The 23,281-nt window shown below is 31.2% G+C and carries 23 protein-coding genes; 18 read left to right on the top strand and 5 right to left on the bottom strand.

Going from position 1 to position 23,281, the window contains the following annotated elements; translation table 11 throughout:
* Nucleotides 1-73: 73 nt before the first annotated feature.
* Nucleotides 74-469, top strand: coding sequence for a hypothetical protein (locus KM029_RS02080; RefSeq protein WP_144075132.1), 396 nt, complete (start codon nt 74-76; stop codon nt 467-469).
* Nucleotides 470-525: 56 nt separating this feature from the next.
* Here the strand turns inward: KM029_RS02080 and KM029_RS02075 are convergent, their stop codons facing one another.
* Nucleotides 526-1,380: a hypothetical protein gene (locus KM029_RS02075; RefSeq protein ID WP_144075131.1), complete on the bottom strand. Its 855-nt coding sequence runs from the start codon at nt 1,378-1,380 to the stop codon at nt 526-528.
* Between the two features lie 128 nt (nt 1,381-1,508).
* Between KM029_RS02075 and KM029_RS02070 the strand changes: the two genes are divergently transcribed.
* Entirely contained in the window at nt 1,509-2,777 is a 1,269-nt protein-coding gene (locus KM029_RS02070) for a DUF418 domain-containing protein (RefSeq protein ID WP_144075130.1), read from the top strand.
* 494 nt (nt 2,778-3,271) lie between these two features.
* Nucleotides 3,272-3,841 carry a leucine-rich repeat domain-containing protein gene (locus KM029_RS02065; protein ID WP_144075129.1) on the top strand — a complete coding sequence of 190 codons (570 nt, stop codon included), beginning with the start codon at nt 3,272-3,274 and terminating at the stop codon, nt 3,839-3,841.
* Nucleotides 3,842-3,887: 46 nt separating this feature from the next.
* On the opposite strand, the gene KM029_RS02060 is transcribed toward KM029_RS02065, so the two are convergent.
* A complete protein-coding gene (locus KM029_RS02060; protein ID WP_126613598.1) occupies nt 3,888-4,295 on the bottom strand; it encodes a DUF3127 domain-containing protein in 408 nt (135 codons plus the stop codon).
* Nucleotides 4,296-4,449: 154 nt separating this feature from the next.
* Here KM029_RS02060 and KM029_RS02055 point away from each other — a divergent pair, with 154 nt between their 5' ends.
* A complete protein-coding gene (locus tag KM029_RS02055) occupies nt 4,450-5,607 on the top strand; it encodes an acyl-CoA dehydrogenase family protein (protein ID WP_144075128.1) in 1,158 nt (385 codons plus the stop codon).
* A 5-nt stretch (nt 5,608-5,612) separates the two neighbouring features.
* A complete protein-coding gene (locus KM029_RS02050; protein WP_144075127.1) occupies nt 5,613-6,332 on the top strand; it encodes a pseudouridine synthase in 720 nt (239 codons plus the stop codon).
* A 44-nt stretch (nt 6,333-6,376) separates the two neighbouring features.
* On the opposite strand, the gene KM029_RS02045 is transcribed toward KM029_RS02050, so the two are convergent.
* Complete coding sequence (locus KM029_RS02045) at nt 6,377-7,399, bottom strand: aldo/keto reductase (RefSeq protein ID WP_144075126.1); 1,023 nt, start codon at nt 7,397-7,399, stop codon at nt 6,377-6,379.
* Nucleotides 7,400-7,566: 167 nt separating this feature from the next.
* Here KM029_RS02045 and KM029_RS02040 point away from each other — a divergent pair, with 167 nt between their 5' ends.
* The 11 genes from KM029_RS02040 (at nt 7,567) to KM029_RS01990 (ending at nt 18,937) form a co-directional block, all read left to right on the top strand.
* Nucleotides 7,567-8,157 carry a TetR/AcrR family transcriptional regulator gene (locus KM029_RS02040; RefSeq protein WP_144075125.1) on the top strand — a complete coding sequence of 197 codons (591 nt, stop codon included), beginning with the start codon at nt 7,567-7,569 and terminating at the stop codon, nt 8,155-8,157.
* On the top strand, nt 8,150-9,442 hold the full coding sequence (locus KM029_RS02035; protein ID WP_144075124.1) for a TolC family protein: 1,293 nt from the start codon (nt 8,150-8,152) through the stop codon (nt 9,440-9,442). The genes KM029_RS02040 and KM029_RS02035 overlap by 8 nt, the downstream gene beginning before the upstream one ends.
* An 18-nt stretch (nt 9,443-9,460) precedes the next feature.
* Complete coding sequence (locus KM029_RS02030; protein ID WP_144075123.1) at nt 9,461-10,384, top strand: HlyD family secretion protein; 924 nt, start codon at nt 9,461-9,463, stop codon at nt 10,382-10,384.
* A 12-nt stretch (nt 10,385-10,396) separates the two neighbouring features.
* Nucleotides 10,397-11,326 carry an ABC transporter ATP-binding protein gene (locus KM029_RS02025; RefSeq protein ID WP_144075122.1) on the top strand — a complete coding sequence of 310 codons (930 nt, stop codon included), beginning with the start codon at nt 10,397-10,399 and terminating at the stop codon, nt 11,324-11,326.
* A gap of 3 nt (nt 11,327-11,329) precedes the next feature.
* Entirely contained in the window at nt 11,330-12,079 is a 750-nt protein-coding gene (locus KM029_RS02020; protein ID WP_144075121.1) for an ABC transporter ATP-binding protein, read from the top strand.
* Nucleotides 12,057-13,202: an ABC transporter permease gene (locus tag KM029_RS02015; protein ID WP_205125458.1), complete on the top strand. Its 1,146-nt coding sequence runs from the start codon at nt 12,057-12,059 to the stop codon at nt 13,200-13,202. Before KM029_RS02020 ends, KM029_RS02015 begins: the two co-directional genes overlap by 23 nt.
* A gap of 33 nt (nt 13,203-13,235) precedes the next feature.
* Nucleotides 13,236-14,366, top strand: a complete 1,131-nt coding sequence (locus KM029_RS02010) for an ABC transporter permease (RefSeq protein ID WP_144075120.1) — start codon at nt 13,236-13,238, stop codon at nt 14,364-14,366.
* A gap of 300 nt (nt 14,367-14,666) precedes the next feature.
* Nucleotides 14,667-15,191 carry a DUF7935 family protein gene (locus tag KM029_RS02005; protein WP_144075119.1) on the top strand — a complete coding sequence of 175 codons (525 nt, stop codon included), beginning with the start codon at nt 14,667-14,669 and terminating at the stop codon, nt 15,189-15,191.
* A gap of 975 nt (nt 15,192-16,166) precedes the next feature.
* Entirely contained in the window at nt 16,167-16,790 is a 624-nt protein-coding gene (locus KM029_RS02000; RefSeq protein WP_144075118.1) for a sigma-70 family RNA polymerase sigma factor, read from the top strand.
* Between the two features lie 360 nt (nt 16,791-17,150).
* The gene (gap, locus tag KM029_RS01995; protein ID WP_215586356.1) at nt 17,151-18,152 is read left to right on the top strand and encodes a type I glyceraldehyde-3-phosphate dehydrogenase; all 1,002 of its coding nucleotides are present in this window, start codon (nt 17,151-17,153) and stop codon (nt 18,150-18,152) included.
* A 110-nt stretch (nt 18,153-18,262) separates the two neighbouring features.
* Complete coding sequence (locus tag KM029_RS01990) at nt 18,263-18,937, top strand: M15 family metallopeptidase (protein WP_144075116.1); 675 nt, start codon at nt 18,263-18,265, stop codon at nt 18,935-18,937.
* Between the two features lie 57 nt (nt 18,938-18,994).
* Here KM029_RS01990 and KM029_RS01985 read toward each other — a convergent pair whose 3' ends face one another.
* On the bottom strand, nt 18,995-20,116 hold the full coding sequence (locus tag KM029_RS01985; protein ID WP_144075115.1) for a hypothetical protein: 1,122 nt from the start codon (nt 20,114-20,116) through the stop codon (nt 18,995-18,997).
* 151 nt (nt 20,117-20,267) lie between these two features.
* On the opposite strand from KM029_RS01985, the gene ggt reads away from it, so the two are divergent.
* Nucleotides 20,268-21,989, top strand: coding sequence for a gamma-glutamyltransferase (ggt, locus tag KM029_RS01980; RefSeq protein ID WP_144075114.1), 1,722 nt, complete (start codon nt 20,268-20,270; stop codon nt 21,987-21,989).
* Between the two features lie 288 nt (nt 21,990-22,277).
* Here ggt and KM029_RS01975 read toward each other — a convergent pair whose 3' ends face one another.
* Nucleotides 22,278-22,805 (bottom strand): thioesterase, encoded by a 528-nt coding sequence (locus KM029_RS01975; RefSeq protein ID WP_144075113.1) that lies wholly within the window; start codon nt 22,803-22,805, stop codon nt 22,278-22,280.
* A gap of 126 nt (nt 22,806-22,931) precedes the next feature.
* Here KM029_RS01975 and KM029_RS01970 point away from each other — a divergent pair, with 126 nt between their 5' ends.
* Nucleotides 22,932-23,216 carry a hypothetical protein gene (locus KM029_RS01970; RefSeq protein WP_144075112.1) on the top strand — a complete coding sequence of 95 codons (285 nt, stop codon included), beginning with the start codon at nt 22,932-22,934 and terminating at the stop codon, nt 23,214-23,216.
* Nucleotides 23,217-23,281: the final 65 nt, after the last annotated feature.

Raw genomic sequence — 23,281 nt, 5'->3', positions numbered from 1 at the left:
AGCTGAAAGAAATTTCAGTTCAATGATTTCTAAGAATAAGGAACTATTTCTCATAAAAAGATCAACTATAAAAATGAAAGCATTATTCTCTATTTTCAGTGTAGTATTATTTTTCTCTTTATCTACTTTTGCAGATGCTCCAAATGATGAAAAATCAGCTAAATTAATTAGAATCGTTAATAAAGCAGATAAAAATGATTGGAGAACTTTAAATAAAGCAGCAGCATTAGCTATTAATTGGAACGCAGATCTAGAATTAGCAAAATCTTGGGTAGAAGCTTCTATTTTAATTAGTGATAATGCAGAAGCCTATGAGCTATTAGGTGATTATTACTTAAGAAAAGGTGATACAAAAAACGCATATAAAAATTATAACTTATCTCTAGAAAAAGGAATGTTCAATCTTGGAGCAAAAGATTTTGATCGTATCCAAAGAAAAGTTTTAACTTTTGGAAAAGCTCTTCAATAAAATAAACTGTTTCAAACCAAAAAGGAGTTGATTAATTAATTTAATCAACTCCTTTTTTATTTTCTTTTTCTTTTTTCTCCAGGGCAATTACACTCTTCTTTTTGCCTTATACTATACTTAAAAGTAATTCCATAAGTTGGTGTAATCAAATTTAAATTTCGTTCAGGTTTTCCATCAGAAATTAAATTACCATCTGCATCATAGCTCGGTCCAGAAGCTGGAGCAAAATAATATTGTGTATCTCGCATTGCAAATAAACCTACTCTAAATTTATCTTCTGCAAATCTATAATATACATCAAATCGTAATCTAGTTAAATCTACACTCCTATCTTCTGATGAACTATTATTTGTATTTACAAAAAGTTCATAAGAAAATTCTGCTCTCAATTTGGCTTGAGCAATAGTAAAATTACGACCAAGCATTATCCAAAACCCAATTCTACCATAATCATCTCTGCTGCCAGAGGTATCGCCAGTTTTATTATGCAGTATTTGTTCATACTGTAGTCGTTTCTGAAAATCTAATAAACCGCCACCAATTTGACCATTATGTTGAAAGAAGGCACGTAAAAAAAGGACATTCCAATTTGGTTCGAATACATCTCTTACAGAACCTCCAACCATTAATTTCTTATTTTTAAATTTATGAGCGTAACCAAGCATTATGTGTGCTCTATTAATATTTAGCCCATCTATGATATAACTATCAAAAGCAGATGATCTTGTATTTATTTCAAAAAATAAACTATCATTATTATTCAATTCATAATCAACATTCCAAAATGTCCAATAAGAGTTATCATAATATTTCTTTTCGGTTTCTTGAGAAAAAACGGTCCCAGAAAAAAGAATTAGGAAAAACAGTGTTATATTAAAAAATCTAAAAATAGTCTTGTAAAATGTTATCATCACCAATGTAAAAAGCTTTATTAACTTATGGACTGTAACTAATAACGGTATCTTTCGATAAAATCACAAAGAGTTGTCATACAATATTGATAACTTGATTAAAATTAATATTCACTTACACTATATTCATGACTAATACTACATCATCTACTATCACCCCTACTACCGGAAAACAAAGACTTGGCGTTATTGATGCGTTAAGAGGTTTTGCGATTTTAGGGATTTTATTTGCGAATATCCTTAGTTGGAGTTTATATAAGTTTACTCCCACTGCAGAATTAAATACTTTTGCTTTTGCAGAATACGATAGTACACTACATCATTTATTAAATTTCTTTGTCGATACTAAGTTCTATAGTATCTTCTCAATTTTGTTCGGCGTAGGTTTTTACTTACAATATGACCGTCAGAGAAACAATCAAGAAGCCTTTTTAAAAGTATACAGAAGAAGATTAAAATTCTTAATCCTTTTTGGGTTTATTCATATGTTATTTTGGTCTGGAGATATATTAATGCTATATGGTATGATGGCATTTATATTTATTCTTTTTAGAAACCAATCTCCTGATAAAATTCTAAAATGGGCTATATTTTTCATGTTTGCCCCATTAATTTTTGATGCAATTATGTTATTTATTGCTCCAGGATGGATGAGTCCGAGTAAAGAAATGGCAGGAGAAGCAATGAAAAGATATATTGACGAAGACCCGTCTGCAGTTGTCGCTGCATTCCAAAGTGGGAATGTTATAACAACGTTTAAACAGAACTTACATAATATTATGTGGAGATGGTTTGATTTTATGCCTTCCTACCGTCCATTTAAAGTTTTAGGCTTATTCTTATTTGGATTTTACTTACAATCAAAAAAGTTCTTTACTGAAAGTGGAAGATCTTGGAAAGTATTCTTCATTTTTGCGGCTTTAGGTACTGTAGCACATTTAATAGGTTATCAAATTGGTGGTAGTATGGCTAAATTCCCAAAAGAAGCATCTGATTTAGGTTTTAAAGCAATCATGATGTTTGGGCAACTTACTTTAGCATTGTCTTATGCTTCACTTTTATCAATAATTTATCATACTAGTTGGGGAGAAAAAGCAATGCAACCTTTAACATCAGTTGGTAAAATGTCTTTTACAAATTACCTATCTCAAACATTAATAGGTATTGTAATCTTCTATGGTGTTGGATTTGGCTTAGGAGGTACATTAACCTTAGCTCCAATTTTTGTTATTGCTGTGCTCATCTATATTTTCCAAGTAACATATAGTGCACTTTGGTTAAAGAAATTTAAATTCGGACCATTAGAATGGGGATGGAAATGTTTAACATACAGTCAAAGGTTCCCAATTTTAAATAGTGAATATGATAAAATTAAAGCCGCTAAAAAAGCAGCTTAGTTAGTATATATTGTTTGTTTTAACTTTTTAAAAACAACAAATAAAGATAGCATTGGGAGATAATCTCAATGCTATTTTTTGTTTAGAATTCCCCCTTAAATATTGATTATATAATTCACAGTGCTGCACTTACAAAACAGTAAATATTGATAATACTAATACCAGTCATGAACTCAGCCAACTTTATAAAATAAAAAGAATTTTCAAAGAATACATTAGGGAAATATTAAAATATAATGTGAATTTTGGGTTATTTACACTACATAATTATTTCAATAATAAAAACGTAATGATTAACCTAGGAATGATAAATAGCAACTTAATTTCTATTATCCAAGATGCTATTAATTGGTTTTAAATCCATTAATATGTGTAACTCACAACAATTAAAATTCGATATACAAAGTACTTCAATATGAATCTAATTAAGATTTATTAATTGTCAACTATTTCATTTTGATTGTTTTAGATGTGAATCATCCAAAAAACATATTATGAAAAAAATTAATACTTTCTTATTTAGTATACTCCTTTTAGCGTCAATAATTAGCTGTAATAAAGATAAAGGTATAATGTCTGATAGAGATGTTTTACAAAGTTTATATCAATCTACAAATGGTAAAGGCTGGTACAATAAAACGGGTTGGGGTTCTGCAGAGCCTTTATCAGAATGGTACGGAGTTGAAGTAGATTCCAAAAATAGAGTTATTAAAATTAATTTAAGAGGCAATAATTTGAATGGTACTGTTCCAGGAAGTATTGGAAATTTACAAGAATTAAAAGTATTAGACCTTAGTGATAATAAACTAAAGGGAACGATTCCAAATCAGATAAGATTCTTAAAAAAATTATCAAAATTAAAAATTGATCATAATAGTTTTAATGGTATGATTGATAAAGGAATCTCAGAGCTTAGAAAGAAAGATAAAGGTCAATTAATTTCTTTAGAAGTTGATCAGAAAAATAGATTTGTAGAAAAACAGGTTTTAGTTAAGAAAACAACCAATTCTAAGAAAGGAAGAGGACGAGGTAAAGGAAGAAAATACACTTACCCTATTCAATAAAAAAAAGAGCTCGATTTAAAGTTTAAATCGAGCTCTTTTTTTATTATTAGAATGGTAAATCTCCATCTATATCATCTCCTCCTACCGGTGGTGGTGGCGGTGGTGGTGTATTTGATTGTACAGGAGCTCCTCCACCATAACTTGGTTGTTGTGGAGCTGCTTGTGGTTGAGCACTAGCTGCTGCATTAATTCTCCATGCTTCAAGGTTTGTGAAATAAATTGTTTCACCACCTTTATCAAAAGGTCTACCTTTAAGATCGAAAGTTACTGCAATGTCATCTCCTTCATTAAAGCTATCAAGTAAAGTACAACGATCTTGTGTTGCCTGAAACTTGATGTATTGAGGGTAACTACCATCTTGAATTAAGAGCACAAAATCTCTTTTTTTGAAACGATCAGATACTTGTTGAGTATCCATAATCTTTTCAATTTTACCAACTACTTCAAAAGCCATAATCTATATATTAGTTCATTTGATTTTTCTGAATCACGAAACTACAAAAGGAAAAGCAGATTTACTGAATAATCAATTATAATATTCCACAATTAAAGAGATTTTTTATCATCTTGTACGATAATCACATAAAACCATAACTCACAATAAACACATGACTGATTTCTATAATATCGATGATCTTCTAAATGAAGAACAAAAGATTGCAAGAGATGCTACAAATGCATTTATCACTAAAGATGTTAAACCTATTATTGAAGAATTTGCTCAAAAATCTGAAGCTCCTCAACATCTAATTCAAAAATTTGGAGAAATGGGCTTGTTTGGTCCTGCTATACCTACAGAATATGGTGGCGGTGGTATGGATGACATCGCGTATGGACTTATTATGCAAGAAGTTGAAAGAGGTGACTCTGGATTACGATCAATGGCTTCTGTACAAAGTTCTTTAGTAATGTACCCTATTTATACTTTTGGTTCTGATGAGCAACGGAAAAAATATCTACCCAAATTGGCTAGTGGAGAATATTTAGGCTGTTTCGGTCTCACTGAACCAAATCATGGTTCAAATCCATCTGGAATGGAAACGCATTTAATTGATAAAGGAGATTATTATTTATTAAATGGAGCAAAAATGTGGATAACTAACTCGCCAATTGCCGATATTGCAGTTGTGTGGGCTAGAGATGAAAATAAAAGAGTAAAAGGAGTTATTGTTGAAAAAGGAATGGCAGGTTTTACAGCTCCTGAAATCCATAATAAATGGTCTTTAAGAGCGAGTATTACAGGCGAATTAGTTTTTGACAATGTGAAAATTCCAAAAGAAAATGTGCTACCCAAGAAAGATGGCTTAGGTGCTCCATTAATGTGCCTTGATAGTGCTCGTTATGGAATTGCTTGGGGTGCAATTGGTGCAGCAATAGATTGTTATGAAACTGCTAGAGATTATTCTTTAGAAAGAAAACAATTTGACAAGCCAATTGGTGGGTTTCAGTTAACACAGAAAAAACTTTCTGAAATGTTAACAGAGATTACAAAGGCACAACTCTTAGCTTTACGTCTTGGTCAGCTAAAAGTAAATGGAAAGGCTACTTCTACGCAAATATCTATGGCAAAACGAAATAATGTTGAAATGGCATTAAAAGTAGCAAGAGAAGCACGACAAATTTTAGGTGGAATGGGTATTTCTGGAGAGTATCCAATTATGCGTCATATGATGAACTTAGAATCTGTAATTACTTATGAGGGCACACATGATATACATTTATTAATTTTAGGAGCTGATATTACAGGAATTCCAGCATTTAAATAAAAAGCATGCAGTATAAATATTTTATAGTCAATAAACCTTATGGTGTTTTACCTCAATTTTCTGATGATGGAGGGCGACCAACTTTAAAAAGCCTTGGGAGATTTCCTAATGATGTTTACCCCGTTGGCCGTTTAGATATGGACAGTGAAGGCTTATTAATTATTACTAATGATAAGCTTCTAAATCATAAACTATTAAATCCAAAGTTTGAACACGACAAAACATACCTGGTTCAAGTTGATGGAGATATTACTACTGAGGCAATAAAAAAATTAGAAAAAGGTACCAAAATTACGGTTAACTCCACTCCTTATACCACCTTACCAGCTCAGTGTAAAAAAGTGGATAAACCAGATAATTTAAAGGAGAGAAATCCTCCTGTGAGATTTAGAAAAAATATTCCAACTTCTTTTATTGAACTTACCATTCATGAAGGTAAAAACAGACAAGTCCGTAAAATGACAGCCTCTGTTGATTTCCCAACTTTAAGGTTAGTACGTCTCGCTATTGGTAATTTAAGGATTAAAGAGTTAAAATCAGGTGGTGTTTTAGAAGTACCTAGAGATTTCTTATACGAACAATTAGGTTTAGTTACTTCAGATAAAAAAGAAGAAGATAAACAAAAACCTAGAAGATCAGGACCTAGAAAACCAAGAGTTCCAACAAGAAATCCTAATACAAATAAAGCACCTTCTTCAAAAAAGAGATACGGAAGATCAAGATAAAAAATCCCCACTATAATTCATTTCATTATAGTGGGGATACTTTTTTATCTTTTATCTATCTTATCATACCATCCTCCAAATGAGTATTTCTTTGCAGTATCCTCACTTAAAAATTTCGTAGGAAACCCTAAATCAATTGCACTCTCACCTTCTAATAAATCGAGATCTAATTGCTCTAAGTTCCAATCTACACAATTAAGATTATCTTTTAACTGATCTACTTTTCTTGCTCCTAGAATAGGAATAATATTTCTATTCTGTGCTCTAAGCCAATTTAAGGCTACTTGAGCTGGTGATTTGCCTAACTTTTGAGCTATACTTACTACTGATTCTGCTATACGTATATTTTTGGGAGTAAATTTCACGCTCTTCTCACTTAGCCTACTTCCTTCAATCATTCCCTTATTATATTTCCCTGATAGTAAACCAGCCCCTAAAGGTGACCATGTTGTTACAGACATACCAAAGTGATCTGCCATTGGAATTAACTCCCTTTCTACGTCACGAGCAATTAAACTATATTCTACTTGTAAGCCAACAAATTCTTCCCATCCTCTTAATATAGCCATAGTATTTGCCTGAGAAACAACCCAAGCTGGTGTATCAGAAATCCCAATATAACCTACTTTTCCTTGACTTATTAAATCGTTCATGGCCCTTAAGATTTCATCAACACTAGTTGTTCCATCCCACATATGTACCCATAAAACATCCATGTAGTCTGTATTCATTCTTTTAAGAGATGCCTCTACAGTTCGCATCATATTTCTTCTAGAATTTCCTGTTCCATTAGGGTGCGAACTATCTTCTATTAATGTATATTTTGATGCTAAAACAAATTTATCTCTTTCTGCACCTACAAAATCGCCCAGATACTTTTCAGAAGTTCCATTTGTATAAAAATTAGCAGTATCAATAAAATTACCTCCGGCTTCTGCAAAAGATTCAAAAATTTGCTTAGATGTATTGTAATCAGCTCCCGTTCCCCAGTCTTCCCCAAAAGTCATAGCACCTAAACACAACTCTGAAACTTTTAAACCAGACTTTCCAAATAGTTTATATCTCATTTTAATAATGGTTTAATAATGATGAGTTATAATTTAATTATATCATCTTGAATTATCATTAAAAGATTAAATAATATCTAATATTTTAAAAAAAGTTAAACAATAGTTGCTTTCTGTTTAACCATTTGGTTAATTAGCATATCAGTTAACCAAATGGTTAAAAAAATATGGATTCAAAAGATAAAATTTTAGAAGTTGCAAAAGACATTTTCCAGAAAAAAGGAAAAAGTGGTGCAAGAATGCAAGAAATTGCAGACGCTGCTGGTGTTAACAAAGCACTAGTACATTATTACTTTAAAAATAAAGAAGGCCTTTTTCAAGAGGTTTTTCAAGATTTAATCCGAAAGACAATTTTTCCAATAGTGTATGTCCTAAGGGGGCCTGAACCTTTGGAAGATAAAATCTCACAGTTTATTGATTTATACATCGATACTTTAAAAGAAAACCCTAACATGGTTACTTTTATTATTGGTGAACTTCAAATGAATAAAGCTCCTTTTACACCATCAAAGGAGATGCAAGACACAGTAATTTCAATAGGAAAACAATTACAAGAAGATCCTAATTTTATATCTATACACCCTCTTCAATTCATGACTACGCTTCTTGGGTCATGTATTTTCCCTTTTATCGCAAAACCTATGTTTACAAATTTCGATCAAATCGAACCTTTTTCATTCGATGAATTTATTGAAGAACGCAAGAGTATTCTTCATCACATAATATTAAACGGTATTAAATCTAATAATAATGAATAAAGTGAATAGTAGGTATTTATACCTCCTGCTATTAGTTTTTGGGTTCTCTTTCCCTCTAATAGCACAAACAAAAATAACTTTTGAACAAGCTGAAAAAGAGGCTCTTGAGAAACACCCCTTATCAGAACAAAAAGAAATGTATTCTAGAATGCAGGAAACTGAAAAAGAGGCAATCAGTAAAGATCGTTTACCTCAATTTGGTATTCAAGGCAAAATTGGTTACTTCTCTGATGTAATCTCTCCTACCGATCCAAATGCTCCTGCTGCAGCTGTTTTTCCTGAAATCCCACATACACAGTGGCAAACCTACGCATCTGTAGATTACGCTATTTACAATGGGAATATCAAGAAAAAGAAACTGGCTCAATCAAGTTCTGAATATGGCATCAAAATTCAAGAAAACAGTGTTAAGCAGTTTTCTGTAAAGGAATCTATATCACAGATTTATTTCGCTGCATTAAGTTACCAAGAGCAAGAGGCTTTAATAAAAGATGGAGTAATTAAAGAGTTAGAAAATCAACTTAAAGAAGTAGAAGCTCTAGAAGCTGGTGGTGCTGCATTACCAAGTACAACAGATGCTTTAAAAGTTGAATATTTCAAGGCTCAACAAAAATTACTATCTGTAGAGGCACAAAAGAATGGAGCCTTAAAAGCATTGTGTATATGGTTAGAAAGAGAAAATGAATGGAATACAATTGAACTTGTACGTCCAGAAATGACAGTCTCTTTATCTGCTGATTATAATCGTCCTGAGGTTGAAATGTACAAACTTCAAACACAAAGTATGGATGTAATGAGTGACATGTTAAAAACACAACGTTTACCAGTTGTTTCTGCTTATGCTATTGGTGGTTATGGTACTCCCAACCCTTATAACTTCTTTCTAGTAGATGGCGATTTCTTCTATCAAGTAGGTCTTAAGTTTGCGTGGAAACCATTTGATTATGGTAAAAACAGTAGAGAAAGACAAGTCACTCAAATACAAAAAGAAGTGATTAATACGGAGTTAGAAACATTTAGTAAAACAATGAACTCACAGATAGTTCAGATTCAAGCTAGTATTGACCAACTAGAGAAGTTAATAACTCAAGATAATGAGATTATTAAAATTCAAGAACGCAATGCTATTCGTTCAAAAGGTCAGCTTGATAACGGTGCTGCTACTTCTGCTAAGTATGTATCTGCACTAAATGCGTTAACTGATGCGAAATTGAATTTATCATCGCACGAGTTACAGCTATTACAAACACAATATCACTTAGCAATGACGAAAGGACTTCTTTAATATTAAACATCAGAAACAATGAAATTCAATATATATACATCAATTTATTCTAAAGGAATTGCACTTCTAACTTTAGGTGCCGCATCACTTTTCTCATGCTCTAATGAGGATAATAAATCAGATGCTTATGGTAATTTTGAAGCTATTGAGGTAATAGTTTCAGCAGAAAGTAATGGTCAACTTGTAAATTTTGATGTCCTAGAAGGTCAAAAAGTCAAAGAAGGTGATCAGGTTGGTTTAGTAGACACTGTCCTACTTCACCTCCAAAAAGAAGAGGTATTGGCTAACATTGCAGCTCTAGGCTCTAAAGTTATGAGTATTCATGAGCAAATTGCTGTTTATGAAGCTCAACATAAAAAATTAATGATTGATAAAGATCGTTTAGAGAAATTATTTGCAACAGAAGCTGCAACTCAGCAACAATTGGATCAAGTTAATTCTTCATTAGCAATTAACGAGAAACAATTGGAAGCTACACGAAGAAAGATAAAAGATTCTAATAGAGCAACTCTAAGTCAGTATGGCCCTTTAAGTAAAAAGGTAGACGTTTTAAGTGAACATATTGACAGATGTAATATCATTTCTCCAATAACTGGTACTGTTTTACAGAAATACGCTGAAAGAGGTGAGATGACAAGTATCGGTAGACCCTTGTATAAAGTTGCAAATCTGTCTACCATTAAAGTAAAAGCGTATGCCACTGCAACCCAATTAAATGGGGTGAAAATTGGACAAAAAGTAACTGTTTTAACAGACGGAAAAGACGGTACTTTAAATCAAACACAAGGCATTGTTGAGTGGATTTCTGATAAAGCAGAATTTACACCTAAAACAATCCAGACTAAAGAAGAAAGAGTTAGTCTTATCTATGCTTTTAAAGTAAAAGTTCAAAATAAAGACGGTCTATACAGAATAGGAATGCCTGCAGAGATCAACTTCTAAACAGCAATTAATATGTCAGTTATAGAAGTTAAAGACCTTAAGAAGTCTTACGGAAAAAAAGAAATAGTAGAAGCTTTAAAAGGTATCTCTTTTAAGGTAGAGCAAAATGAAATTTTCGGATTAATTGGTCCTGATGGAGCTGGTAAAACTACCTTAATTAGAATATTGGCTTCATTAATGGTGGCTGATAGTGGCACTGCTACTGTAATAGGTAAAGACCCTAAAGTTGATTACCAATATATTAGAAATAATATAGGGTACATGCCTGGTAAGTTTTCTCTGTATGAGGACTTAAGTGTAAAAGAAAATTTAGAGTTTTTTGCAACTACTTTTGGCACTACAATAGCTAAAAGTTATGATTTGATTAAAGATATCTATCAACAAATAGAGCCTTTTAACGATCGTAAAGCAGGTGCACTTTCAGGTGGTATGAAGCAGAAATTAGCACTTTGTGCTGCAATGATTCACTACCCAAAAGTATTGTTCTTAGATGAACCTACTACTGGTGTTGACCCTGTATCTAGAAAAGAATTCTGGAATATTATTAAAGGATTAAAAAAACACAATATCACAATAGTAGTCTCTACTCCTTATATGGACGAAGCAGATTTATGTGATAAAGTTGCTTTAATAAACAATGGTGAAATTTTAAGTATTGACTCACCTGAAAATATAGCAGCATCTTTTAATAAAAAATTATATGCTATTGAAGTAGATGGCTCCAATTATCATCTTATCAAAACATTAAGAAAATATGAGTTTATAGATAGTGTTTTTCCTTTTGGAGAATTGCTTCACTATACAGATAAGAGAGACGCAGATATAAAGGCTGACTTGCAAGACTATATTGAAAAAGAAGGTTATAAAAAAGTCTCTATAAAAGAAATTAAATCGAATATTGAAGATGTATTTATTCGTTTGATGAACGCTCAAAAGAAATAGATAATGGAAACTGGAAATAATATTATAACAGCAAATAAATTAACCAAAAAATTTGGTGATTTTAAAGCTGTAAATGAAATCACCTTTGATGTAAAAAAAGGTGAGATATTTGGTTTTCTTGGTGCAAATGGAGCCGGAAAAAGTACAGCTATGAAAATGCTTACAGGACTCCTATCTCCTACTTCTGGAGAAGCTAGTGTTGCTGGTTATGATGTCTTTACTCAACAAGAGGAAATTAAAAAGAACATTGGCTATATGAGTCAAAAGTTCTCTTTATATGACGACCTAACATTATTAGAAAACATCCATTTCTTTGGAGGTATTTATGGTTTATCAAAAGAGGAATTGAAAGACAGAAGTAATGATATGATCCAAAGACTCGGCTTATCTGATGTCTCTCATAAATTACTTAAAGAAGTTCCTCTTGGATGGAAGCAAAAAATTGCTTTCTCTGTCGCGACGATACATCATCCTAAAGTTGTTTTTCTTGATGAACCCACAGGAGGTGTTGATCCCATTACACGAAGGCAATTTTGGGAATTGATTTACGAAGCTAGTGATTCTGGAACTACAGTATTTGTTACCACACATTATATGGATGAAGCTGAATATTGCAATAGAATTTCTATGATGGTAGATGGCAAAATTGCAGGTTATGGGTCTCCCAAAGAACTTAAAAAAGAGTTCAATGCCGATAATATGGATGAAGTTTTTGTAAAAATTGCACGTGGTGAAAACTACACTATCAAATAAAATTATGGGTAGATTAGGTGGAATAATAAAAAAAGAGTTTTATCACATATTTAGAGATAAACGTACATTATTGATTCTATTTGGCATTCCAATCGTTCAAATTATTCTATTTGGGTTTGCAATATCAAATGAAATTAAAAATGTAAAGATTGCCGTGTTAGACATGGCAAAAGATGAACATAGTCAAAAAATTATAGACAAGGTACTATCAACTTCTTACTTTGATTTAGATAAATATCTAACCTCAACAGACGAAATTGATAAAACATTTAGAGAAGGTAAAATAAAAGCTACTCTTGTTTTTCCTCCAAAATTTAGTGAGGATTTAAAGAAAAGTAAGACTGCTAATATTCAAATCATTTCCGATGCATCAGACCCTAACACAGGTACTCAGGTAGGTACATACTTACAGATGCAAGTACAAAGTTATTTGATTGAAAATGAAATGTCGCAAGTTCATTTGCCTCCTCCTGCATTAATTAATACTGAAGTAGAAATGAGGTACAATCCGGAATTACTTTCTGTTTACATGTTTGTACCTGGATTGATCACTATTATTTTAATGCTTGTCTGTACCATGATGACATCTATTGCCATAACAAGAGAAATTGAGACAGGAACAATGGAAGTTTTATTGGCATCGCCCATGCATCCTTTTACCATAATTCTTGGTAAAGTAGTTCCATACCTCCTTCTATCTTTCTTAAATGCATCGATAATTATTGGTTTAGGCAAATATTTATTTGAGGTACCAGTACTAGGTAACTATGCATTATTGATTGGAGAAATTATTCTTTATTGTTTAGTGGTTTTAGCATTAGGAATCTTTGTTTCTACAATTGCAGAAACTCAGCAACTGGCATTAATGATTTCATTATTTGCAATGTTTTTACCTACAATGTTGCTCTCAGGTTTTATTTTCCCAGTTGAAAATATGCCTTTGCCTCTTCAAGTAGTCTCTAGTATTGTACCAGCCACTTACTTTAATATTATCATAAAATCGGTAATGCTAAAAGGCGTAACAATAGCATACATTTGGAAAGAAACAGCTGTTCTTTGCTTTATGTTTATTGTATTAATTGCTGTAAGTGTAAAACGTTTCAAAATTAGATTAGACGATTAATAATGGTTTTAAATCATTATAAAAAATAAATATATGAGTGCATTAAAATTTATACTCCAAAAAGAGTTTAAACAGATATTCAGAGATAAAGGAATGCTTCCTATTATCTTTGTTATGCCAATTGTACAATTATTGGTACTATCGTTTGCTGCAACTTTTGATGTAAAAGATATAAAAATCGAAATTGTTGATAGAGATCACTCCCATTTATCACAGCAATTAATTTCTAAATATGAGGCCTCTAATTACTTTTCTATTGTAAACTTTAGAAATGCTACAGACCCTCATGGAGAGGTATTACAGAATGGTTCAGCAAGTATTTCGTTAGAGATACCAAATGATTTTGAAAAAGATCTCATCAATAATAAACCTGTAGACCTTTCTGCAAAAGTTAATGCAATTGATGGAATGACTGCTGGAGTATCAGCATCTTATTCACAAACGATTATTCAAGAATTTAGAGAAGAATTCTTAAAAAGTCATGATTTTTCAGATGTTTTAAAAGAAAAGGGAATGGAGCCTTTTCAAATAAATTTTTCGATGAAAAACTGGTACAATCCAACTCTGAATTATAAGTTTTATATGGTTCCTGGGTTATTGGTTCTACTAGTAAGCATGATTGGATTATTTTTAACATCAATGAATATTGTAAAAGAGAAAGAAATTGGTACTATAGAGCAACTGAATGTTACACCAATAACTAAGGGTGAGTTTATTGTTGGTAAATTACTTCCATTTTGGTGTATTGGTATGTTCGTGTTATCATTTGGCTTAGTAATAGCAAAACTATTTTTTAATGTTCCTCTACTAGGACCATTATATATCATTTTCTCTTTCGCCATGATCTACCTTCTAGTAGTATTAGGAATTGGTCTTTTTATATCTACAAAAGCTGATACACAACAACAGTCTATGTTTATAGCATGGTTCTTTATGATTGTATTTGTTTTGTTGAGCGGTTTATTTACGCCTATTGAAAATATGCCAGTATGGGCTCAAAACATTACCCTTTTAAACCCTGTAAGGTATTTTATTGAAGTAATGAGAAATGTTTTATTAAAAGGTGCAACATTTACAGATGTAAAAAATAATTTTATCATAATAAGTATATATGCAGCCGTTGTAAATACTATGGCCATATTAGCTTATCGTAAAACAAATTAAAATTTATGTTGATTTCACTTTTAATAGTAATTGAATAGATATAATTGTTATTGAACACTCATAAGACTCCTTTTTAAAGAGATTTAATATTGATCTTCTTTAAAAAGGAGTTTTTTTAACTAAAATCAGTCTATATGATGTCAAATCAAAGCCTATATTTGGTGTTTATTTCCATTGGAAAACACCTTGAAAACATTTTCTAATAAAATAAGTGATGGATTTTATCAATCACACCCCTCAGAAATTGATATAGAACAAAGAGGTTACTAATATTGTACATCAATATAAATTTTTTTAAACATGACGACAGACCTTTTAGACTTATTGAAGATGACAATTCCTGCAGGGATTGTGTTATATGGAGCATTTGTACTTGTAAAAATGTTCTTACAAAAAGACTACGATACTTTATCTATCAAAATCAAATCAAGCCAAATAGAGCAAACTTTACCTTTAAGATTACAAGCATACGAAAGAATGGCTCTTTTCTTAGAGAGAATAAATTATAGAGAATTGATGGATCGTATTAATTATGATGAAATTCCTGCTACTTTATTTCATCAAAGCTTAATAATGACGATAAAGGAAGAGTTTAACCATAACCTTTCACAACAAATATATATTTCTCCAGAATTATGGGAAACGATTCGAGGAGTAAAAGAAGAAAGTATATCATTCATTAATAGTGTTGCACAATCTTTAGGAAAAGATGCTACTGGATTTGAATTGGCAAAAGCTATTCTGGAAAATAGTATTTCAGAAAATGCCACTCCTATTGATATAGCACTAATGAATCTGAAAAAAGAAGTAAACACATTATATTAAAATTTTCATTCATTAACTACTATTGTAATTTGTTTGAACAACTTTATAAACCTCAAGTCAATACACACGTTAGTATATTTATAAGATTTGAAATAATAAACTCAATAGAGTTTTTAAGATATAAAGATTAAGAGTAATAGTTAGTTTTTGGGTTATGAAAAAGCATTGGAAGATTCTTCTAATGCTTTTTTTTTATGTCTATTTTAAATAAATATTATTTAAGAATATTCACACTAAAACAACAACAGTGAATAAGTATTCACCGTTAGATTAATTATAAAAAATGATTTAATCAGCTCTATAAAACGAGCTTATGAAAATATAAAGATTAAGAGTAATAGTTAGTTTTTGGGTTATGAAAAAGCATTGGAAGATTCTTCTAATGCTTTTTTTTTATGTCTATTTTAAATAAATATTATTTAAGAATATTCACACCAAAACAACAACAGTGAATAAGTATTCACCGTTAGATTAATTATAAAAAATGATTTAATCGGCTCTATAAAATGGGCTTATGAAAATATAAAGATTAAGAGTAATAGTTAGTTTTTGGGTTAAAAGCACTGGAAGTTTCTTCTTGTGCTTTTTTTTTGTTTTTAAGATTAATCCCCTCAATAAATAGCTTATCATATACCTATATTATTTAAAAATAATAAAGAAATATTCTACATGAAATCAAAAATTATTTACACAATTTATGACTTTCCTATTTACATTTAAATATATAAAAATCAATTACTTACAATTTAAATAATGAATAAACACTCATTTTTGAATTAAAAAATAAGTTAAAACCTCTATTGAGATTTAACTTATTTGAAGAACTCATTAAATTAAATCATATAATTTCTTTAGAAATAGTATTTATTACTTTAAATAGTATTATTCCATCAAAGTTTTTCATTAAATTGCAATGAATTAAGATATGGATTATTAATCATAATCAATTATACACTACCACTTGTAACCAACATTATGTTAGCTGAACAAGCAATCACCGAATATCGTCCTTTGCTTTACACTGTTGCCTACCGAATTTTAGGTGTAGCATCAGATGCAGAAGATATGGTACAAGAAACTTTTATAAAGATATTAAGAGTTGACCTCTCAAAAATAGAAGATATCAAAAATTATTTGATAAAAACGATTACTAATACTTGCCTAAATCATCTCGAAAGTTTAAAAAGAAAAAAAGAACATCTCGTAGATAATTGGTCAAATATTACTAATAACTTCCAGCTAGATCCTTTCGAAAATTGGTCGAATGATAAGGCTGCTGAATTATCAGATGGTTTGCGAAATATGATGAAAAGACTTACTGATGCTGAACTTAGTGTTTATCTAATGAAAGAAGCATTCAATATGAACTACAATGAAATTACAGAAATTGCAAAGAAAAAAGCAGATCATTGTAGACAACTATTTCATCGTTCTAAACAAAAGCTAGAGGAAGGAAAAGATAAATTTAACGTTGATCCAGAGAAACACCTCCAATTATATAAGAAATTTCAGCAAGCAAATGCTGATGGAGAAGTAAGAGGACTTGTTGATTTTATCTTCGGATCGAAGAAAAAGCTCGCAAAATTGAAAAAATCTTAGTTTTTTTAGTTAATGACTTTATATAAGATTCTATAAAACGAATTTGTTTGATTATGAACTATAAGTATGTGCAAACATACAAATTCAATATCATCCTATTCAATATTAAGGGTTTACAAAAATTATATTTTGTAAACCCTTCTTTTTTGTACTTAAACCACTGATTTAATAGTGATTAATACACTTATATTTTGTTTAGATTTGGGTAAAATTGCCAACAAATAATGATAAATGTCATTCCATTAAACAATCTACTAAGGTATGTTTGCAGTGTAGTAAATGATACGGATCAAATTATTTGTAACATCTGCTGCAACACAATTTTAGAAGAATTATTTATTAAAATTAATATTACATAAAATTATGGCAATTAAAGTAGGTATCAACGGTTTCGGTCGTATCGGACGTTTCGTATTTCGTGCTTCAGTAGAAAGAAACGACATTGAAGTAGTAGGAATTAATGACCTTATTGATGTTGAGTACATGGCTTACATGCTTAAGTACGATTCAACTCACGGTCGTTTTAACGGAACTGTTGAAGTTGTTGACGGAAACCTTGTTGTTAACGGTAAAACTGTACGTGTAACTGCTGAAAGAAACCCAGCTGACTTAAAATGGGATGCTGTAGCTGCTGAAGTAGTTGTTGAATCTACAGGTTTATTCTTAACTGATGATACTGCACGTAAGCATATCGAAGCTGGTGCTAAGAAAGTTGTTCTTTCTGCTCCTTCTAAAGATGGTACTCCAATGTTCGTAATGGGCGTTAACCATACTGAATATGCTGGTCAAGATATCGTTTCTAACGCTTCTTGTACTACAAACTGTTTAGCTCCAATCGCTAAAGTATTAAATGACAAGTGGGGTATCAAAGACGGTTTAATGACAACTGTTCACGCTACTACTGCAACTCAAAAAACAGTTGACGGTCCTTCGGCAAAAGACTGGAGAGGTGGACGTGGTGCTGGTCAAAACATCATTCCTTCTTCTACTGGTGCTGCTAAAGCTGTAGGTGTTGTTATTCCTGCACTTAACGGTAAATTAACTGGTATGGCTTTCCGTGTACCAACTCCAGATGTTTCTGTAGTTGATTTAACAGTAAACTTAGAAAAGCCAGCTACTTATGCTGAAATCTGTGCTGAAATGAAGAGAGCTTCAGAAAATGAATTATCTGGTGTTCTTGGTTACACTGAAGATGCAGTTGTTTCTAACGACTTCATCGGTGAAACTCAAACTTCAGTATTTGATGCTAACGCTGGTATCGCTCTTACTGATACTTTCGTTAAAGTTGTATCTTGGTATGACAACGAAATCGGATACTCTAACAAAGTTTTAGATTTAGTAGCTTTCGTTCACAACGCATAAGTTGTTGAATTAGCTTTTTAAATATAAGAAAGGGTAAGTCTTCGGATTTACCCTTTTTTTGTTGTCAAAAATCTTGTAGCTTGCTTTTTTAAACTAACAAACATCAATCAATGCAAAAACTTTTTTGTATCGCATTCTTTTTTTTATCAAATATTACCCTTGCACAAAACGATTGTCCTCCATCTCTCCAAAAAAAATATTGGAGATATAGAATTAATATGAGTACGTTTTTAGCTCAAGAATCGGGTATAGATATTCACCCAGATAAAATTTTCTATGATTTTATGAATATGCCTATAGGTGTACCATTTAATTATATCGACTTTATAGATATCAGAAATCAAAAATATGTAAACATTGGTTCTGACAAACTCCTCTACCCTGCATATATAGAATATAAAAAAATGAAAGCAGACGCTTTAAGAAAAGGTGTAAATATCAACATTCGTTCTTCATATAGATCAAAGCGTACTCAGGAAATTGTATTTAAAAAACATGGGCCTAAAATAGCTGAAACTCCTGGTTATTCTGAACATCATTTATTGACTACAATAGATATAAGATATGCTGGCGAAAATACTAAGCTATTTCTTTGGCTCTTAAAATATGGTTTTGATTATGGATGGGTGCCAACTTATTATTTCAGAATTGAGAAAAATATAAGAAAAGAAGCCTGGCACTGGCGTTTTGTAGGTGTAGAAGCCGCCAAATGGTTTGAATGTGCATGGCAAGATGATATTAACCAAGAAATTAAAAGGTTATCCTATCAATTTGGAAGTATATAAAAAATGCTCATTAGTTAAATTCTAATGAGCATTTTTCATGTAATATTATGAAAGAGATTACAGTTCTTTTGTAAAGCACCTTTTTCTCTTATGCTGGATATGGTCGTAATTTTTCCAGTTTTGAATAGCTTTTTGATTTGTCTCAAACATACCTGTTGTTTCCAAATACTTGATACCATTCTCCGCCATCGTTTTCTGAAGTTCTCCAACTAACATTACACCTCCGCCTAAACGTTGTAATTTTGGTGTAGCAGCTGTAAGTAACATATCACAAGTATCGTTATTATTTAAGGCTTTATAGATATGGTACCAACCAAATGGCCAAATACTACCGTTTGCTTTTTGAAGCGCCTTAGATAAAGAAGGTAAACCAATTACAAAACCCATCATCTCACCATCTTCTTCACTTACAAGTACTTTGACATACTTTGGAGAGATCATCTTCAAGAATTTCTTTTTATAATATTCGACCATGTCAGCATCAAATTCAATTACACTGTAAAGGTCTTTAAAAGCCTCTCCTAGTAAATTAAAGATACCATCTGCATACTCTAATAATTCTTTAGAAGAATTAAAGCTGATCATTTTTGTTTTTGTTCTCTTCATTAATAAAGCTGCACCTCTTGCTCCTTTATCAATGATTGCTTGATCCAAAGTAAGACGAAATTCAATCCAATCTACTAATTTATCGTAACCAAGTGCCTCTAAATGGTCTTTGTAATAAGGTAAGTGATATTCCGAAGCAACAGAAGGTAAATGATCAAAGCCTTCCACCATCATTCCCTGATGATCTAAGTTTGTAAATCCTAGAGGACCAACAATTCCTGTCATACCTCTTTCTTTACCCCATTTTTCTGCAGTTTCTAATAACTTCTGAACTACTTCTCTGTCATCAATAAACTCTAAACGAGTAAAACGTACGTTATCTTTCCCTTCTTTCTCGTTGTACTTTTTATTAATAATTGCCCCTATTCTACCAACAGGCTCATTATCTTTATATGCAATCCAATACTGAGTATCACAGAATTTCTTAAAAGGGTTATTTTCATCAAAAACCGTTAATTCATCCTTCTTGATTGGAGGAACCCAAAATTCATTTCCCTTATATATTTTAAATTGAACATCAACAAATTGTTTTTGTTCTTTTTTATTTTCTACTTCACGTATTTCGATACTCATAATCTATATTTACTCTTATCGTAATTCATCAACTTGTATTGCATTGCAATTTAAAACCATTTTATCGAATCATATAAGATTAAAGTGGAAAAATTAATTCATTGCTGTACTTTTAATGTAAAAAAATGTCAATTAAATAACTTTTCAATTTATGACTCACCTTTTCAAGAAATGTAATCTTCAATATCTCCTATTTTTAAGTATTTGGACACTATTATTTAGTTGTGAAACCAAGACACCCTTAAATAAAAATTATGGCACTATTGCCCAAAATGGTATTGTATCTTGTGCTCACCCCTTAGCTGCAGAAGTTGGGATATCTATATTAAAAAAAGGAGGCAATGCTTTTGATGCTGCTATTGCAACACATTTTGCACTGGCCGTTGTCTACCCCAGAGCTGGTAATATTGGTGGCGGTGGGTTTATGGTTTATAGAGATCAAGTTGGTAATTCTGGAAGTCTTGATTTTAGAGAAAAAGCGCCAGCTGCAGCATCAGAAAAAATGTATTTAGATGCAAATGGAGTACCTGTAAAAGACTTAAGTTTAAAAGGTCTTTTAGCAAGTGGTGTTCCTGGTTCTGTTGATGGAATGATTAAAATCCACGAAAAATATGGATCACTCCCTTGGGATGTACTTTTACAGCCTGCAATTCGATTAGCAGAAGATGGAATTATATTAACTCAACTAGAAGCTGAAAAAATAAATCAATATCAGAAAGATTTTAACGATTATAATAAGAATGCAATTCAACTTTATAATAAAGATAATTGGAAAGCAGGTGATAAAATTAACTACCCTAATTTAGCCGTTACTTTAAAAAGTATTAAGGAAAATAAACGAGCAGGTTTTTATGATGGTGAAGTAGCTGATAAAATCATAAATGCTATGCAAAATAGTAATGGCATTATTACATACAATGATTTAAAAAATTACTCTTCTGTATGGAGAACCCCAATTAAAACAACATTTAAAAATAAGTATACTGTCATTTCTATGCCTCCTCCTTCATCTGGTGGCATTACTCTAGCTCAAATATTAATTGGTCTAGAAGATTTTAATACGAATAACTATAAACATAATTCTGTAGAGTGGATTCACCTTCTTACAGAACTAGAAAGAAGAGCATACGCAGATAGAGCTACTTTTTTAGGTGATAATGATTTTTACAAAGTACCTATACAGCAATTAACAAGTAAAGAGTATGTTCGTTCAAGAATAAAATCAATTGATTTAACATCGGCTACAAATTCACAAGATATAAAAGCTGGTGATGTTCTTAAAATTGAAAGTTTTGAAACAACTCATTACTCTATAGTTGATAAACATGGAAATGCAGTTGCCATAACTACAACTCTGAACGGAAATTTTGGATGTAAAGTAGTAATTGATGGTGCAGGCTTTTTTATGAACAATGAAATGGATGATTTTAGTATAAAACCTGGTCAACCCAATCAATTTGGTTTAACAGGAGGAGAAGCAAATAAAATCGTTCCTAATAAAAGGATGCTTTCTAGTATGACTCCAACCATTGTAGAAAAAGATAACGACTTATATATGGTTCTGGGAACACCTGGTGGCTCAACAATTATTACATCAGTTGCCCAGACTTTATTAAACGTAACTGAGTTTAATATGAGTATGCAAGAAGCTGTAGATGCGAAAAAGTTTCATTCCCAATGGTTACCTGATGAAATCTATTTGGAAGAAAAGGCTTTTCCTCCATCTATTATTTCTGGTTTAGAAAAAATGGGACATAAAATAGCTTTTGTGCCTATTTTAGGTAAAATGGACTGTATTTTAAAAAATAAAGATGGCACTTACGAAGGCGCATCTGACCGAACAAGAAGTGATGGAACGGCATTAGGGTATTAATTTGTTAAATTAAGTTAAAATAAACATCTTAATTGTATTTAATACATTTAAAGCTTGCGTAATATATACACTTTTTGTTCTTTTGTTATACCGATAAACAATACAATAATAACACAATGCTAAAATCGAGAGGAGGTTTATCCAAATCTTGATTGTTTGAAACACACAATCGCACACACAACACTGAAAAAGCCGAACACTAATGTTCGGCTTTTTTTATGCACTTTATATCATAAAAAAAGTGATGCAATTAATTACATCACTCTTTACTAAAATTTATAGTTTTTATTACCTTTTTGATCTTTTCTTAAACGACCAAGTAAAGTGAAATCTTGATACTTCTGTTCCGTCTGCCATTTTTCCAATGGTTAACATTTTAATCTCTTCTGCTTCTCCTGTTTCGTACGCTCTATCTATTGCTTCTTTTACTAAATGTCCATCTTCGCATACAAAAGTAACTTTACTAATTGCTTTCTTACTGAATTTGGCATCCATATCTACAATAATAAACGCAATTGATTTCATGTGTTCATTTAGATGAAGCATACCTAAAGACGCTGTAGATAATTCTGCTGCCATACTTTGAGCAGCAAAATAAATAGATTTAAACGGATTCTTATTCAGAAATTTAAAAGGCAAAGATGTTGAACATGTTACACCATTTAATGATTCTAGTTTCATGCCTGCAATAAAACCAAGTGGCACTTGTGTTAAAGTAAATAATCTAAATTTAAAAGGATTAAGCATTTTAGACGCAAAACCCTTCTGTTTACTTGTTAATTGCATCTCTCCCATTTGTGTTCCTTTGGCATTCATGTGTTAAGTTATTGTGTTTAAAATTGGTATAAGTGAATGAATATTTACACAATATAAGAATTAATTAGAATCAAAACTCCATTTCAAAATCAGTTTTTAATTACAAACAACTGTAAACCTTAAAACTTGTTAGCAAAAATAGACAAACTAAGTAGCTATAAATCAGTTTATATAATTAAATCTTCTCAATCACTTAAACTTTCTGATATGAACACTATGCTTACTATTTACTTGATTATTGCTAACTTTGCTATCGTAGTTAAATGTTACCAAGTCTTTCTTAAAAAGATGCTTGTACAAAGAGCATTCGTAGCTTTAGCCTTTATTATTTTTGGTTTAATTACTGTAGATATGTTTTTCTATGGCCAAGTAACAAACGGTTATGGTATCACTTCATTTGGTTTAAATTAGAACTAATAAGTGAATAAACATTGTTGTAATAAATTATCAAAAAGTACAATAAAAATTGTAATTTT

The sequence above is a fragment of the Flammeovirga kamogawensis genome, from assembly GCF_018736065.1.
Classification (GTDB): domain Bacteria; phylum Bacteroidota; class Bacteroidia; order Cytophagales; family Flammeovirgaceae; genus Flammeovirga; species Flammeovirga kamogawensis.
This window is presented reverse-complemented; position numbering and strand designations above follow the sequence as displayed.

What these genes read in the sequence shown, in the direction of transcription:
- KM029_RS02080 (WP_144075132.1), top strand. Translation starts at nt 74, where the DNA reads ATGAAAGCATTATTCTCTATTTTCAGTGTAGTATTATTTTTCTCTTTA.
- KM029_RS02075 (WP_144075131.1), bottom strand. Translation starts at nt 1,380, where the DNA reads ATGATAACATTTTACAAGACTATTTTTAGATTTTTTAATATAACACTG.
- KM029_RS02070 (WP_144075130.1), top strand. Translation starts at nt 1,509, where the DNA reads ATGACTAATACTACATCATCTACTATCACCCCTACTACCGGAAAACAA.
- KM029_RS02065 (WP_144075129.1), top strand. Translation starts at nt 3,272, where the DNA reads ATGAAAAAAATTAATACTTTCTTATTTAGTATACTCCTTTTAGCGTCA.
- KM029_RS02060 (WP_126613598.1), bottom strand. Translation starts at nt 4,295, where the DNA reads ATGGCTTTTGAAGTAGTTGGTAAAATTGAAAAGATTATGGATACTCAA.
- KM029_RS02055 (WP_144075128.1), top strand. Translation starts at nt 4,450, where the DNA reads ATGACTGATTTCTATAATATCGATGATCTTCTAAATGAAGAACAAAAG.
- KM029_RS02050 (WP_144075127.1), top strand. Translation starts at nt 5,613, where the DNA reads ATGCAGTATAAATATTTTATAGTCAATAAACCTTATGGTGTTTTACCT.
- KM029_RS02045 (WP_144075126.1), bottom strand. Translation starts at nt 7,399, where the DNA reads ATGAGATATAAACTATTTGGAAAGTCTGGTTTAAAAGTTTCAGAGTTG.
- KM029_RS02040 (WP_144075125.1), top strand. Translation starts at nt 7,567, where the DNA reads ATGGATTCAAAAGATAAAATTTTAGAAGTTGCAAAAGACATTTTCCAG.
- KM029_RS02035 (WP_144075124.1), top strand. Translation starts at nt 8,150, where the DNA reads ATGAATAAAGTGAATAGTAGGTATTTATACCTCCTGCTATTAGTTTTT.
- KM029_RS02030 (WP_144075123.1), top strand. Translation starts at nt 9,461, where the DNA reads ATGAAATTCAATATATATACATCAATTTATTCTAAAGGAATTGCACTT.
- KM029_RS02025 (WP_144075122.1), top strand. Translation starts at nt 10,397, where the DNA reads ATGTCAGTTATAGAAGTTAAAGACCTTAAGAAGTCTTACGGAAAAAAA.
- KM029_RS02020 (WP_144075121.1), top strand. Translation starts at nt 11,330, where the DNA reads ATGGAAACTGGAAATAATATTATAACAGCAAATAAATTAACCAAAAAA.
- KM029_RS02010 (WP_144075120.1), top strand. Translation starts at nt 13,236, where the DNA reads ATGAGTGCATTAAAATTTATACTCCAAAAAGAGTTTAAACAGATATTC.
- KM029_RS02005 (WP_144075119.1), top strand. Translation starts at nt 14,667, where the DNA reads ATGACGACAGACCTTTTAGACTTATTGAAGATGACAATTCCTGCAGGG.
- KM029_RS02000 (WP_144075118.1), top strand. Translation starts at nt 16,167, where the DNA reads ATGTTAGCTGAACAAGCAATCACCGAATATCGTCCTTTGCTTTACACT.
- KM029_RS01990 (WP_144075116.1), top strand. Translation starts at nt 18,263, where the DNA reads ATGCAAAAACTTTTTTGTATCGCATTCTTTTTTTTATCAAATATTACC.
- KM029_RS01985 (WP_144075115.1), bottom strand. Translation starts at nt 20,116, where the DNA reads ATGAGTATCGAAATACGTGAAGTAGAAAATAAAAAAGAACAAAAACAA.
- ggt (WP_144075114.1), top strand. Translation starts at nt 20,268, where the DNA reads ATGACTCACCTTTTCAAGAAATGTAATCTTCAATATCTCCTATTTTTA.
- KM029_RS01975 (WP_144075113.1), bottom strand. Translation starts at nt 22,805, where the DNA reads ATGAATGCCAAAGGAACACAAATGGGAGAGATGCAATTAACAAGTAAA.